This window comes from Frateuria sp. Soil773, from assembly GCF_001428405.1.
In the GTDB taxonomy this organism is placed as follows: Bacteria; Pseudomonadota; Gammaproteobacteria; order Xanthomonadales; family Rhodanobacteraceae; genus LMSL01.
On sequence record NZ_LMSL01000040.1, the window covers coordinates 177,008 to 193,885 of the forward strand.

1 protein-coding gene (running past one end of the window) is annotated in these 16,878 nt (G+C 67.2%); it reads left to right on the top strand.

The window, feature by feature from the left end:
• A protein-coding gene (locus tag ASG87_RS15005) for an Ig-like domain-containing protein (RefSeq protein ID WP_056006885.1) crosses the window boundary here: on the top strand, window positions 1-16,697 show its final stretch. Its footprint begins 21,112 nt before the window's first position; 16,697 of the gene's 37,809 nt are visible here — the last part of the coding sequence; the start codon falls outside the window, past its left edge; it ends in the stop codon at window positions 16,695-16,697.
• Window positions 16,698-16,878 lie beyond the last annotated feature (181 nt).

The window sequence follows — 16,878 nt, forward strand, 5'->3', positions numbered from 1 at the left end:
CGCTGACGCACGCCCTGGCGATCCAGCCCGGCACCGGCGACATCTACGTCTCCGACGGCGACGGCATCGAGGTGTTCCACCCGAACGAGACCGATCCGAACAAGGCCTGGCAGCACTTCAGCAATACCCGCGTCGGCGACCTCGCCTTCGGCCCCGACGGGCGCCTGTGGGGCATCCGCTGGACCGGCAGCGACATCGCCGCCGCCGACCCCAACGGCAGCACCGACATCGTCAGCTTCCCGATGGGCGGCATCACGCTCGGCCGTGCGGAACTGGAGTACCGCATCCGCGGCGTGGTCGACAGCATCGCCTTCGGTGCGGCAGGCACGCCGCTGGCCGGCCTGCTGGTCGCCTCCGGCGCCCTGCCCCAGCACGTGCAGGTCGCGGGCGTGGCCGATACCACCACCGGATCGTCCGTGTGGATGATCGAGCTGCAATCGCGCCGCGTGCTGCAGGTGGCGGGCGGCGGCACCCAGGGCGAGGCCATCCTCACCACGGCCGACGGCCGCATCCTGGTCGCCGAGACCCACCACATCGACGAGATCGCCCCGGCCCATGCCCCGAAGGTGATCGCCACGAGCGTGCCGGACGGTGCACTGGTGCCGCTGCCGGTCGGCCAGATTGCCGTGCAGTTCGATCAGGACATGTGGCTGGGCACGGATCCGCAATCCGCGCTGACGGATGCGTCCAGCGTGCTGGACGCCGACAACTTTCAGTTGATCGGTGCCACCACCATCATCCCCAACAGCGTGCGCTGGGATGCCGCCACGCATACCGCCTACCTGGACGTCACCGGCCTGCCCGCCGGCCACTACCAACTCACCGTCAGCGGCAACCTGCGCAGCGCCGCGCAGTTGCGCATCGGCCAGGACACCATCAGCGGCTTCACCGCGCTGCTGGACATGAGCACGCAGGTGCAGCTGACTTTCAGCAACACCCGTTCCGACCAGAGCACCGGCGCGGTCAGCTACGACGTCAGCCTGAAGAACATCGGCACCGACGACCTGCATGGCCCGCTGATGCTGCTGCTCGATCCGGGCGCATACTTCGGCATGGACATCGACGGCGCCACGCAGGGCACCGGCGATCAGTCCGACCTGTGGGTACTGGACCTCACCGGCGCCCTGCAGGCCCTGGGCGGCAAGCTGGCGGTGGGCGCCACGCTCGCCGACCAGACCATCAGCGTGGTGCCGGCCAGCCACTTCACCGGCGGCCTGGTCGACCTGGCGAAGTTCAACCTCGGCCACGGCATCTATGCGGTGCCGCAGGCCAATCTGCCGCCGACCATCGCGCCGGTGGGTGCGAGCGCCGATACGCCGGACACCTTCACGCAGCCGGCCACCATCGGCCAGCCGTGGAGCGCCACGGTGGACGCGATCGACAGCGACGGCACGACGTTCTACTGGCAGGTGGTGCAGGCGCCGCCCGGCCTGGTGCTGACACCGCCGGCCAGCTATACCGTCGGTGCCGATGGCAACTACCACTCCACCGCCACGCTTAGCTGGACACCGGGTGTCAGCGCCATGGCCGATACCGTGGTGGTGCTGCGCGTGCAGGACAGCCGCGGCGGCGTCGCGCTGCGCACGCTGCACCTGACTGTGGGCAATGGCGACCACGCGCCGACGCTTGCCGCGCAGGGCAACGTGACCCTGCTCGAAGGCCAGACGCTCAGTCTGCCGCTGTCCGCTGTCGATGCCGACGGCGACACGCTTGCCTTCAGCGTAAGCAACCTGCCGCCAGGCGCAGTGTTCGATGCCGGCACCGGCGTGCTGACCTGGACGCCGACCTACGACCAGGCCGGCACCTACCACAACGTCACCGTACGCGTCAGCGACGGCAAGACCACAGTCCACGAGCAGTTCGACATCGTGGTTCAGCAGGGCTTCGCGCAGCCCGTGCTGGGCGCAGTGCCGGCGCAGACCCTGCGCGAAGGCGACGCTTTCGCGTTGCAGTTGGCCGGCAGCCTGCCGGGTGGCCTGAGCCGCGCCGACGGCACCAGTATCACGTTGAGCTACTCCGCACCCACCCTGCCCGGCGGCATGCAACTCAACAGCGATACCGGCTGGCTGAGCTGGACGCCGGGCTATGCGCAGCACGGCGACTACAGCGTGGTAGTGACGCTGACCGCGACCTACACTCTGCCCGGCGGCGACATTCGCCGCCTGAGCACCCAGCAGGTCGTCCAGTTCAACGTACTCAACGCCAACGGCGCGCCGCAGTTCGATCCGCTGGTGAGCCAGACCTGGAACACCCTGGAAGGCCAGCCGCTGCAGATCAGCGTGTTCGCATTCGATCCCAACAACCCAGGCTTCGTACCCAAGATCCGCCTGCAGCCCGGCGGCCCGCTGCTGGACCAGGACGGTGGCGGTACCGTGCCGGCCACGGTGAGCTATCAAGTGCTCGGCCTGCCGGTCGGCGCCAGCTTCGACCCGGATACCATGACCATCAGCTGGACGCCGGGCTATGACCAGGCCGGCACCTACCATGTGACGGTGATCGCCACCAACGATGGCGACGGCACCGGCACACCGGCCTCCTCGCAGGTGATCATCCCGATCGTGGTGGGTAACACCACGCGTGCGCCGGTGATCGCCGCGATTGGCAATGCCTTCGTAGACAAGGGCGCCACACTGGACGTGCCGTTCGACATAACCAACGTGGACGGCAACCCGATCGTGGTCAGCTTCAGCGGCCTGCCGCGTTTCGCCAGCTACACCCAGAATCCGCCCAGTGCGAACGGCCATATCACCGGCACCATCCATTTCGCGCCGGGCGATGGCGATCGGGGCGACTACGCCATCACCCTGGTCGCGCAGGACACCGGCGGCGACACGCCGGGCCAGGCGCAAGCCACTTCGGTGAGCTTCGTGGTCACCGCGCGCAGCGTGACCGAGCCACCGGTGTTCAGTCTGCCGCAGCAGATCGTGGCGGTGGCCGGTCAGCAGCTCAGCCTGCCGATCGCGATCAGCGACGCCGATCAGGACGCGCTGCACTTGAGCGCGAGCGGCCTGCCGCTGGGAGCGCAGTTCACCCTGCAGACGCAGTACGGTCAGGCCCTGTTGACCTGGACGCCGACCGCCGACGACGTCGGTCCGCACGACATCGTGTTCACCGTCGCCGACAGCGGTCTGCCGCCGCAGGATCAGGGCTATACCAATCCCGCCGACCCGGTGCCGAACGTAGTCAGCCATACCATCCGCGTGGTAGTGCGCGCCGCGGACACCGCGCCGCAACTGCTGGGCGTGCAGCTCAACGGCAACGCCGTGGCCGACAGCGGCGATGTCGCCGTGCCGGTGGTGCTGGCCGGCAGCGAGGGCAACCCGCTCACGCTGGACCTGTTCGCCACCGATGCCGACGCCGATCTGGTCAACTGGAGCGTGACCGGTCTGCCGCCGGGCATGACGCTTGACGTGCCCGCGGCGGGCGCCGGCAAGCAGGCCACCTTGCGCTGGACGCCGGGCATCTACGCCGCCAGCGGCGGCAATGCAGGCACTGCCAGCCCCGGCGTGTACCGCTTCAGCGTGACCGGCAGCGACGGCTCGGCCAGTTTCGTGCGTACGTTCGAGATACACGTGGCTCACGTGAACCTGGCACCGACCATCCTGCCGATGCCGATGCAGTTGGTGAACGAAGGCGGCACGCTGTCCTTCAGCCTGCACAGCGCGGACCCGAATGGCGATCCGGTGCACATGAGCATGGTGTACGACGACAACACACCTGCTGGCGTGTCGTTCAACAGCGCCACCGGCTATTTCGAATGGACGCCTGGCTACGGCGTGGTCGACAATGCCAGCGCCAGTAGCCGCGACTTCACCTTCACCTTCAAGGCCACCGATGGCGACCTGAGCACTACACGCACGGTCACGGTGCGTGTGCTCGACGTGAACCTCGCGCCCACGCTCGCGGTCAGCAGCCATGCCGTGGCGGTGGGGCAGACGTTGAGCCTGCCGGTGCAGCTCGGCAGTAGCGGCACCGCCGGCAGTATCCTCGCCGGCGATCCGGACGGTGAGCTGCAGACCGCCGCGCTCACGGTGAGTTTCAGTGGCCTTCCCGAGGGCGCCAGCTACGATGCTCAGGCCGGCAAGCTGGATTGGACGCCTGGCCCAGGCCAGGTCGGCGACTTCGTTATCACCGCCCAGGTGAGCGACGGCCAGGCCAGCGTGCGCAAGACCTTCACAGTGCGCGTGGTGGCCAATGCCGCCGCCAATGCGCCGGCGATCCTGATCGACAGCGTGCCAAGCACACCGGCCCTGCCCGGCCAGACCGTGCTGGTCACGGTGCGCGCCAGCAGCTTCAGCCCGATCGCCAGTATGGTGGTGCAGGTGCGCGGCGCCGGGCTCGGCAGCGACCAGTGGCAGACCGTGGCGCTAGATGCCAGCGGCCGCTTCCACCTGCAGGCCGTGCAGCCTGGCCTGGTCGACATCCGCGTGACAGCCACCGACGCAGACGGCTTCAGTGGCATGCAGGACGGCCAGCTGCGCGTGCGCGATCCAGCCGACACTCAGGCTCCCGCGCTCGGCTGGCTGGGCGCGCTCGTCGGTGCCACCGCCACCGGCAGGCCGGTGGAAATGGATACGCCGACCGCACTGCAGGCTTCGCTGCAGGAACTGCAACTGATGGGTTATCGCCTCGAACTCGCCGCAGCCGGCAGCGACCGGTGGCAGACACTTGCCCAGCAGGATGGGGGTGCCGCCAGCGTCGACCAGCAGCTCTCGCTGGCCACACTCGATCCGTCATTGCTGCGCAACGGCGTTTACCAGCTACGCCTCACCGCGTGGGATCTCAGCGGCCGCACCAGCGAGATCGATGCGCGCGTGATCGTGGACACCGAGCATAAGGATTTCGGCCAGTTGAACGTGGCTGATGCAAGCTTCCAGCTCGGCGGTCATGCTTTCACCGTCGATCGCGAACTCGACGACGGAACCGGCGCTGCCTTCGGCAATTGGGGCTTGCCCGGTTTCGACACCGGCCTTAGCACCGATCAGCTCGTCACCACCGCCACCGGTGCCACCGCTGCATGGACGGTCGGTTCGCGAGTCTGGCTGCGCATGCCCGACAACCTCGGCGGTGCCGATGCCAGCGTCCGCAATCTGGGTTTCACCCTCAACACCAACGCCACCATCATGCCAGGCGGTGCCGGCGCGCTGACGGTATACCAGGCCAGCTTCGGCAGCGACCAGGGCTGGCAACTGCAGGCGACCAACGGCAACAACCTGCAGCGCCAGGGCGGCCACCTGTACGACCAGCTCACCGGCCTGCCATGGGTACCGAACGGCTATGTGCTGACCGCACCCGACGGCACGTACTACAGTCTCGACGCGCAAGGCCGGCTTACTGGCGTCAGCTTCGCAGACGGTGTGCAGTGGCTGGTCTCCGATGCGGGCATCGCCCTGGTCGGCGGCCGCAACTCCGATCGCGTGGACATCGTGCGCGACGCGCAAGGGCGCATCACGCGCATCAGCGGGCCGCTCGACGCCGCCGGCAGCAGCCGCAGCATTGTGTACCGCTACGACACGCAGAATCGCCTGGTGTTGGTGCGCGCGCTGGACGACAGCGCGATGGGCATCCCGTACGGCTACGATGCGTCCGGCCAGCCTTATCCCGACGACATTGCCGCCAACCTGGGCACTGCCGCCAACTGGCTGGGCAACAACGCGGCCAATCAATGGAGCGGCAGCCTGGCAGCCGGCCAGACCACCACGCTGGCTTTCCAGGTGCGCGACAGCGAGTTGGCTTCCACGATCAGCGTGCCGGGCAGCCATGGCGCGCTCATCGTGGCCATCAGCCTGCGCTTCGGCGATGCTTCGTCGGACCTTCAGGTGATCGGCGGCGACGTGCTCGGCAGCACGTTGCACGATGGCGTGCGTACCGTGCTGGTGCGCATGACCGAAGCCGGTCTCAAGCTGTTGCGCCTCACCGGCATCGGCAGCGCACAAGTCAGCCTTGCGGTGGCAGGGGATCTCAATCGCGATGGCCGCATCGATGGCGCGGACAGCGCGCTTTGGGCCCAGGATGCAGCCGCAGGCAGTCTTGCCGGTGATATCGACGGCGACGGCATGACAGGCCAGTCCGACCGGCAGCTCCTGTACGCCAACTACGGCTGGCGCGCCAATCTACCGCCGCAGGCGGCGGACTACGGCGCGGCGACCACCCATGTGGGGCTGCCGGCGCAGATCGCGTTGGACAACCTGGCTACCGACCAGGACGGCGACCCGGTGTTCTGGCGTGCGGTCGGCGCCACCCACGGCCAGGCACGGTTGAGCGAAGACGGTCAGACCGTGATCTTCACGCCGGACCCGGGCTTCAGCGGTGCGGCCAGCTTCGTGCTGCTCGCCGACGACGGCTACAACGCCTCGCTGCCGATGACGGTCACCGTCAATGTCAGCGCGGCGCCGCTGACCCGTATCGACTCCGGCACACTCGGCTTCCTCACGCCGGGCAGCTCGGTGCCGTTGCATCTGTACGGCGAGTTCGCCGACCAGGCGCACGTGCGGCTGACGCAGGGCTATGTGCAGTTCAGTTCCAGCGATCCGTCGGTGGCCACGGTGGATGCATCCGGCGTGATTCATGTCGTCGGCGCGGGCAGCGCGGTGATCTACGCGCAGGCCGGCGGTTTGACCGCCGCGATGGCCTTGCAGGCCTCCGGCAGCACGGTCGACAGGAACGTCTACAACGCCAATAACCAATACGCCTACGACGTGTACCCGGGCAGCGTGAGCCTGATCGAGAATCAGGGCACGCGGCAGATCCGCATCAATGCCTCGATCGGTCCCGACCAGTCCGGTGCCGGCAGCGGCGTGATCTACCGGGTGCAGAACCCGGACGTCGCCATGGTCACTGCAGATGGCCTGATCGTAGCCAAGAATCCGGGCTTCACCATCGTCAGCGTGATCACCAACGGCCTGCAGCGCGACATCGAAGTGCAGGTGACAGCGCTGCCGGCATCCGGCGCGCAGCAGCTCGACCCTGCGGTGGGCGGCATCGTCAACGGCGGCAACGGACTGGTGGTGCAGGTGGCGCCGGACGCGCTGCCGGCCGCCACCCAGGTGTCGATCACCGCCACCGATCCGGCCAGCCTTCCGATCGCGCCGCCGGCGTTCCCGGCGGACTTCAGCATGGCCGGCGCCTTCGACCTGCAGATGGGGTCGACCCAGTTGTCAGTACCGGTGCAGCTGTCGATGCAGGCCCCGGCCGGTGCCGTGGCGGGACAAACGGTTTATTTCTACAAGTACACCACCTTCCTCAACGAAACCGGTGCGACGCAGGGCGTGTGGCTGGCGGTCGAATCCGGAAAGGTCGGCAACGACGGCTTCATCCATACCTCTTCGCCGCCGTATGCGGGCCTGGCCAACTCCGGCTTCTACGTCGCCGCGGTCAAGCGAAACCCGGACGACGGCAGCCGCCAAGTGGTGCTGGGCATGCAACCGGCGCTGCTGTTCAACCCGGCGACCAATATCGCCATGATAGCCGGCGGCCTGCTCGGCGCGGCGATCTCGCTGGACGCGATCGCGATCAGCGCCAGTTCGGTGATAAGCGCCTATGCGTTCCGTTCGGGCATCACCTACGTCAGCCAGGCGACCATTCCGCCGCTTGCTCCCGGCCAGCCGCCGGTCTCGCTCGACAGCGTGTTGCCGCTGCCGCCACCGGACTTGGCGTTCGCGCAGCCGAAGATCGACGACATATCGCTGGACGACAGCGGCACCACCCTGACCATCACCGGCTCCAACTTCAGCCCGTCGCAGCCAAACGCGCTCTATGGCGACCTGATCCTGCGCATGACCGCGCCCACCGGCGACCATTACGACAAGGTGATTCCGGCCAGCGGCATCGGTGCCAGCCAGCTTCAGGTCGCCGTACCCGGCGGCATGCCGCTGGCCGGGATGACGCTGAGCGTGGTGCGAGTGATCCACCAGCAGACCATGACCGCCAGCGGCGACAGCTCGGTGTCGGACACGGAAGTCACCAGCGGAAACGCGAAGGTGGAAGGTCGCCATAACCTGACCATCGTGGCCCAGGGGGACCACATCCTGGTCATGCAGGGCGGAAACCTGATCAAGACCATCACCCAGGATCAGGACGGCGGCGTCATCAGCGTGGTCGGCTGGCACGTGCAGGACGTGGTGTTCTCGGCCGACAATGCACGCGCCTACGTCGGCGGCCAGAACGGCCGGATCTACGCGATCGACACTGCGACGCTGTCGATCTTCGACACCTTTACCATCCCCGGCGCCAACAGCGGCACCACGATCACTTCGCTGGCGATCGCCAATGACTCGCTGTACGTAGCGCTGGGCGACCGCTATGGAGTCGGTTCCGAAGGGCTGTACCGCTTCGACATCGATCCGTATTCGTCCACCTACGACACCCAGCAGGCGGTACTGCAGTTGAAGCTGGGCGATGCCTCGGTAATGCCGTACGGCATCTACGGGCTGGCCGTCGGCGGCCACGGTCGCTACCTGCTGGCGACCGCGCCGAGCCAGGAATACACGTTGTTCCCGAGCGGGCCAAGGGTGCCCGGCAACCTGATCGTGATCGACCTGGACTCGGTCGATCCGCTTACCGGCAAGTGCAAGACCTGGAACGTGGGCTCGGCGCAGGGCTTCAATGGCGTCACCCCGCTGTTCATCGAGGCGGCCTCGGATAGCACGCACTTCATCGTCTCCAACGCGCAAAGCTTCAACGACGGCATCGCCACCCTGCAACTGGTCACCGACCCCTCCACCGGCGACCTGCAGCGCGTGAACGTGTCGCCGCTGATCAACATGGCGCCTCCGGGATACACGCAGAACCGCTACTGGCAGAACATCAACCAGGCCGCGGGCATCGTGATCACGCCGGACCTGAAGTACGCCTTCATCGCCGACTACAACCTCACCCGTGCCAAGCTGGAGTTGACCGGCGACCTCGACATCTACAACCAGATCTCACTGGACTTCATCGGCGGCAAGATCGGCGTGATCCAGGATCCGTTCGGCCTCAACGGCTCACCGGTGTACATGGGCGCGACCACTCCGATCGACGGCGGCGCGCTCAGCGGCCTCAGCCTGACACCGGACGGCAAGTACATCTACGCTCAGGTGTTCAATGCGGACGGTCCTGCCGGGCTGATGCAGTACACGGTCGACACGCTGATCGCCGACGCGCACGCGGCCTACGGCTACACGTCGGATACGCGTCCGATCGACCAGCCGCCACCCGGCACGCAGCCGCCCGCAGGTAGCCTGCCCACGCTGTATCCGATCGGCTTCGCGCACGGCATCGGCAGCCAGGCACAGGACGCCACGCTGGTGGACCACAGCGTCGATGGTATCGACTCGTATACCGATGCGACCAAGCTGATCCAACCCGTGTTCCACTGGAGCATCGACGATCCGGACTACGTCGACGGTGACCCGATCGAAGCCACGCTGTACCTCAGCGTGTTCGACGCCAACCACGGCCTGTTTCCAGACCCGAACGACAAGTACGGCTCGATCAATAACTACCTGCCGCTGCTGCCGGACAGCATCCGCGAGCGGCTGCCGTCGATCGACGGCTCGACCACGGTGGATTCGCATGCGGGCCGCATCCTGACGGTCAAAGTGCATGGCCACTACGAGAATGGCAAGCTGGTGTTCGAGTACGCCACCAAGGACGCGCCGAACTTTGCGCTGACCGCCTCGCAGCAGTACTACTGGGGCGTCACCTACGATTCGCTCAGCGACGGCAGCACGGTGATCCGAGAGTCCTACGCCTTTACTACGCCGTCCTACCGCGCGCCGGGCGGGCAGTACGCGGGCATCACGCTGATCACGCACGGCTACCAGCCTTCGCTCGAACAGGGTTTCGTGGAGACCACCTCGGCCTATGAGTTGGGCCGCGAACTGGCCCTGCGCACCGGCGGCGGCTTGTTCGTCTATTCGCCCGTCACCGGCGAGTGGGTGGAGTACGACGCCTCGCAGGAGAATCCGTACTTCGCGCGCCCAAAGGGCACCGACTCGCAGGCGGCACTGGCGGCCTACCGCGCGGCCGGCAAGCCGATCTTCCTGATCTCGGACTGGTACTCGCAGTCGGGCATGAGCACCACCGGCTTCACCGAGGCAGCCGCCGACGCGATCTTCGCCAGCCTGATGCAGTTGGGAACCGACGCGCTCAACAATGCGCCGTTGCAGCTGATTGCGCATAGCCGCGGCACGGTGGTCAATTCAGAGATCGCGCAGCGCCTGGGTCAGTGGGGTGTCCATCCCAAGGACCTGCAGATGACCGATTTCGACGTGCATGACTACGACCAGCCGTCGCTCGACCTCGGCAACCTGATCAACGACGACTTCAACGACGCCAACGTCATCGACTGGCGCAACGTCAACTTCGAGGACAACTACTACGAACAGGAAGCGCTGGAGCTGCGCATCGCGCTGACCTTCAACCCGAACGGCCGCTCGCTGGTGGATACCAACAAGGAGCCGTTCTACCGCAACGACCAGGTCTCCTCGGCTTACTGGCTGATGCTTGCCGGCGGCTACAAGCGCTTGCTGAGCGATGCCAATATCGACTTCGACCTGAGCCAGTTGCCGGGCTTCACCGGTCTGTCGGACGGTATCGGCGCGTTCGGCTCCGCCCTGCAGGCAGGGCCACACTCCATGACCCAGAACTGGTACCTGGGCACGGCGGCGCTGAACCTGGTCGCGCCGCCGAAGGGCTCGCCCACCGGGATCGAAGACGGCAAGCCTATCTGGCGGCATTTCTCTGATTCGTCGGCGTATTCCGTTCCGCTGATCAACAACTATCCAAACTACACGCCTTGGTACATCAATGAACGGCAGAACCTGCGCAAGTCGGATGGCAGCACGATCTATTCGGCGGCGGACGGCCTGCTCACCAACTGGCGGGCGGATTTCGCCGACAGTTCGTTCGAGGGCGTAGGCGAAGGCTGGTTCTATTCCATCCTCGGCGGCGGCTCGAGCCGCCGGCCGCCCCTGCTCGCCCCGGCCAGCAACCAGCCGAGCAACGGCTACAACAACTCCGAGCGCCCGATCGTCACCGTCGACCATGGAGCGCCGGGTGAGACCAACCTGCAGGCGTTCGAGAACGGCGACCAGGTTTACGACGACGGCTTGCAGGTCTTCAACGGCACCTTCGAGCAGAGCCGCAACGGCTTCGAAGGCCGCTACATGACCTCGTACGACGTGCCCGGCTGGAGCATCGACAACGGCGAAGCGCTGAGCGGCAACTATCCGAACAGCCACGACACGCGCGACAGCCGTGCCCAATTCCTCGATCTGCGCAACAACTGGAACTACTCGGATTTCGAATACAAGTTCGTGCACGCCTTCCCGAGCTTCGACAACCCGACCTCGAAGGCGGCAATCCAGCAGCTCTACGACGTGATCGTGACCCAGGTACAACCGCTGCTGGACCAGGCGATCAGTGCCAACTACTCGGCGATCGCTCAGGAGATCAAGAGCTCGGCGATGGACCGTTCGCTGGGGGCGACGCTGGGCTTCGTGGTCAAGGGCACGCCGATCTACAACACCATCCTCGGCGTGATCGACAGCGTGGCCAGGCAACTTTACAGCTCGGGCCTGGAGCAGACCCTCGGTGGTATCGCCTCCCAACTCGGCGGCGATCTCATGGCGGGGACGCTCAAGTCGCTGTTGGGCATCGACCTCAGCTCGGGCAACGGCCTGGCCGCCAAGGATGCTGACAATCCGAACGCCCTCGATCAGAGCCGCAGTTACAACTTCATCTACTCGATCTTCGAGGCCAACTCAGACGGCGACTACGACCTCAGCTATGTGCTGGGCGCCAACGACAACTACACGCTCACCCACGACCGCATGGCGATCCCGCCGACGGCCGACAGCCTGTCGCTGCAGATTTCGACCACCGCCACGCAGCCGGGCACCACGTTGCAGGTGCAATGGATTCCGCAGGTCGATGGCAAGGACGGCACCTCTGCGATCACGCTCGGCACCATCGCGCTGAACGATCCGAGCTATGCCGACGGGGGCTTCCGCACCCAGGTGATCAGCGGCCTGCAGGGCAAGCTGGGCATCGACCAGATGCAGGGACGGCTGCGCTTCGTGGTAGTCAACGCCGGCGAGCCGGCAGGCATTGCCGGCGACCTGGTGCGTCTGGACAACCTGCGTTTCCTCAAGGCGCAGGCACCGGTGGCACACGCCATATCGCTGGCCAGCGCCGTGCCGGCGGGCACCACCGCGGAGGCAACGGCGACCGGCTCGGATACGAGCGGCCACTACACCATGGTCCTGCCCCAGGCCGGCGAGTCCTTGCCGCAGGCCGCGGTCAACCCGACGTTGTCCAACGGCGGCTTCATCGACGGATCCGGCTGGACGACCACTGGCCAGGCGACTCTGGGCAACGGCTCGGCCACGCTGGGTGAGACGGCGTTCGCGCAAAGCCGTGTCGGCCAGTCTTTCGTGGTCGGTGCGAACGACAGCTTCCTCAGCTTCACCGTCTCCAACATCTACCTGCAGAACCCCGGCGACATGCCGGAGGATGCCTTCGAGGTGGCGCTGGTCGACGCCTCCACCGGCAAGGCCATGGGCAACACCATCGCCCTGGGCGGTACGCAAGACTTGCTCAATCTGCAGGGCGACGGCACGGCCTTCCTCGCGCAAGGCATCAGTTGCGTCACGAATGCCGACGGCAGCCGCACCTACCTGGTCGACCTGCGCGGCATCGCCGCCGGCACGGCGGTGAACCTGTCGTTCGACCTGATCGGCTTCGGCCCTGCCGGCAGCCACGTCACCGTCAGCGACGTGGCCCTGATGGGCCTGCCGCAGGCCAACGACGACCAGGCGCAGGGCCTGGAGGACGGCGCGGTCGATGTCGACGTGCTGGGCAACGACGTCAACGCCATCGGCGCCACGCCGACCATCGTCGCCGGCCCCGCGCATGGCACGCTTACGCTCAACGCCGACGGCAGCTTCACCTACGTGCCGGATGCGCTGTTCTACGGCAGCGACAGCTTCAGCTACCTGCTCGACAACGGCAAGGCGCAGTCCAACGTCGCCAAGGTCAGCCTCGCCATCGCGCACGTGAACCATGCACCGGGCGCGAGCGGCCTGGCGGTGACGCTGCAGGAGGACGGCAGCGCGATCGTCGACCTGGGCCAGCTCGCCTCCGACGTGGATGGCGACGCCCTCACCTGCCGCATCGTCGGCCAGCCGCAGCACGGCTCGCTGACGCAGAACGCGGACGGCACCTACACCTACGTGCCGGATGCGCTGTTCTACGGCGACGACAGCTTCACCTACGTGGCAAACGACGGCGCCGCCGATTCGGCGCCGGCTACCGTCAGCCTTGCGGTGACCCACGTCAACCACGCGCCGGTCGTGGTCGACGCCCAGGTGCATACGCTGGAGGAGCAGCCGTTGAGCGGCCAGGTGACGAGCTACGGCACCGACGTGGACGGCGATCCGCTGACCGCCATGCTGGTCGACGGCCCGCAGCACGGTTCGCTCACCTTCAACGCCGACGGCAGCTTCACCTACGTGCCGGACGCGCTCTACCGCGGCACCGACAGCTTCAGCTACCGGTTGAGCGACGGCCAGCTCGCCTCGGGCGTGGCGACGGTCACCATCACCATGGACCCGGTGAACCACGTGCCGACTGCCGCCGACCTGGATGCCACCGTGGCCGAGGATGGCGTGCTGGCGATCGATCCGCGCAGCGGCGCCACCGACGTCGATGGCGATGCGCTCGCCGTGGTGATCGTGAGCGGCCCGCAGCACGGCGTGCTCACCCGCCTGGCCGACGGCAGCTACCAGTACGTGCCGGATGCGCTGTATCGCGGCGACGACAGCTTCACCTACAAGGTGAATGACGGCACGGCGGATTCGAACGTCGCCACGGTGAGGATCACCGTGACACCCGTCAACCATGCGCCCACTGTCGCCGATACCGACGCCACGGTGGCCGAGGACGGTTCCGTCGTCGTCGATCCGCTCCGCAACGCGGTCGACGTGGACGGCGATCCCTTGTCGGTGGTGATCGTCGACGGGCCGAGCCACGGCAGCCTCACCCGGAACGCCGACGGCAGCTTCACCTACGTGCCGGATGCGCTCTACCGCGGCAGCGACAGCTTCAGCTACAAGGTCAACGACGGCACGGTCGACTCCAACGTCGCCACTATCACCCTGACCGTCACGCCGGTGAACCATGCGCCGACGGCCGGCGACGGCAGCGCCACGGTGGCCGAGGACGGTTCCGTCGTCGTCGATCCGCTCCGCAACGCGAACGACGTGGACGGCGACCCGCTGTCGGCGGTGATCGTCAGCGGCCCCGCGCACGGCTCGCTGGTGCGCAATGCCGACGGCAGCTTCACCTACACGCCGACCACGTACTACGCCGGTGGCGACAGCTTCACCTACAAGGTGAACGACGGAGCGGCGGACTCGAACGTCGCCACCATCGTGCTGACGGTGACCCCGGTGAACCACGCGCCGGTGGCGTTGAACGATACCGCCGCCACCGACCAGGGCGTGCCGGTGACCATCGATGTGCTGGCCAACGACAGCGACATCGACAACAGCACGGGCGCCAACGCGGGCTCCGGCCGGGCCGGCAATGCCGGCCTCACGGCACGCATCGTCAGCCAGCCGGCCAACGGCACGCTCACGGTGAACGCGGACGGCACCCTCACCTACGTGCCGGATGCGGCCTTCAGCGGCATCGACGGCTTCAGCTACGTCGCCAACGACGGGATGGTGGATTCGGCGGTGGCCTCGGTGACCATCACCGTGCGTGCCACCAACCATGCGCCGGTCGCCAACGACGACGCGTTCGACGGCAGGCAGGGCCAGCCGCTGGCGTTCAATCCGCTGGCCAACGACACCGACGCCGACGGCGATCCGCTGTCGCTGGTGATCGTATCCGGCCCGGCGCACGGCACCCTCACCCGCAATGCCGACGGCAGCCTGAGCTACGTGTCGAACGGCGACTGGTACGGCACCGACGCGCTGACCTACCAGGCCAGCGACGGCAAGTCGCTGTCCAACGTGGCGACGGTGCGGCTGGTGGTCGCCTCGGCCAACCAGGCGCCGGTGGCGGCGAACGACAGTGCCCGGATCCACAACAACCAGTCCGCGACGATCCGCGTGCTGGCCAACGACACGGACGCCGACGGCGACGCGCTGACCTCGCGCATGGTGAACGGGCCGAGGCACGGCACGGTGGTGCACAACGCCGACGGCAGCTTCAGCTACACCGCCGACTGCGGCTATACGGGCACCGACACGTTCACCTACGTCGCCAACGACGGCAAGGCGGATTCGAACCTCGCCACCGTGACCGTCACCGTGCTCGGCCCGAACCTGCCGCCGCTCGCCTTCGACGATGCGGCCTGCGTCGACGAGAACGCCCCGGTGAGGATCGACCCGGTCGCCAACGACTGGGACATCAACGGCGATCCGCTCACCGCGCGCATCCTGTGCGGCCCGTGCCACGGCAGCCTCGCGCTCAACGCCGACGGCACCTACACCTATACGCCGGACGCGGACTGGTATGGCCTGGACGGCTTCGTCTACGTCGCCAACGACGGCCAGTTCGATTCCAATCCGGCAATGGTGTGGATCCGCGTGGCCCACGTGAACCAGGCGCCCGTGGCCAACGACGACGCGGTCACCGCCCGCGCCGGCCGGGCCACGCGCATCGACGTGCTGGCCAACGACACCGACGCCGACGGCGACGGCCTGCGCGCCACGGTCGCCAGCTCGCCGAAGCACGGCACGCTGACGCGCAACTGGGACGGCAGCTTCAGCTACACCGCGCAGGCGGGCTTCGTGGGCACGGACAGCTTCGCGTACGTCGCCGACGACGGCAGGAAAAATTCCGCTCCGGCCATCGTGACCATCACGGTGCTGGCGCCGAACCGCGCGCCCGTCGCCAGGGACGACCAGGCCGCGACCCACGCCGGTACGCCGGTGCGGATCGACCTGCTGGCCAACGACACCGATGCGGATGGCGACGAGCTTGCTGCGCGGATCGTCTGCGGCCCCTGCCACGGCAAGCTCGGCCTGAATGCGGACGGCAGCTATACCTACACGCCGAACCAGGGCTGGTACGGCACCGACAGCTTCAGCTACCGCGACAGCGACGGCACGGCCGACTCGAACACGGCGATGGTCTGCATCACGGTCGTGCCGGTGAACCACGCGCCGACCGCACGCAATGCCAGCTTCCAGGTGCAGAAGGACGGCAGCGTGCGGATCGACTTCGACTGCCTGGTCGACGACGCCGACGGCGACTGCCTCACGCTCACCCTGGGCAAGGCCGCACACGGCAGCCTGACGCGCAACTGGGATGGCAGCTACACCTATCGCCCGGCCCGTGGCTACACCGGCACCGATGGGTTCGCCTACATGGTCAGCGACGGCAGGCTGAGCACCACCGCGACGATCAGCCTCAACGTGGTCGCCAACGGCGGCTGCTGGAACGGTCAGAGCGTGATGGTGGCGGCCGATGCGGCGGTGTACGGCTGGTCGACAGGCAGCGGTAGCTACATCATCGTTCGTCGCGCCGGCACATCGGATGACAGCACGCAGTCCATCGACTGGCAGGGCGGCGGTGCCACCGCCATCGGCTCGGCGGAGGACACCGGAGGCGTTTGGTGGAACACGCTGGTGGCACCGCCGATCGGCAGCGACGACGACCTGGCGGCGCGTACCGGCCTGACGGTGCGGCTGCTGAACTGAGGCGAGTGAACTCCACCGCGTGACGGCCGTGCACGCCGTTACGCGGTGGCGGCGGGAATCATCGTGACCATCCGTTGCGACGTCGGATGGTCTAGCGTACGCGCACGCTTCGGTCCCATTACGCGGGATGCTCATGGGCCGCCGATCCCTTGTCGTGCTGATCCTTCTGGTCCTGCTGGGC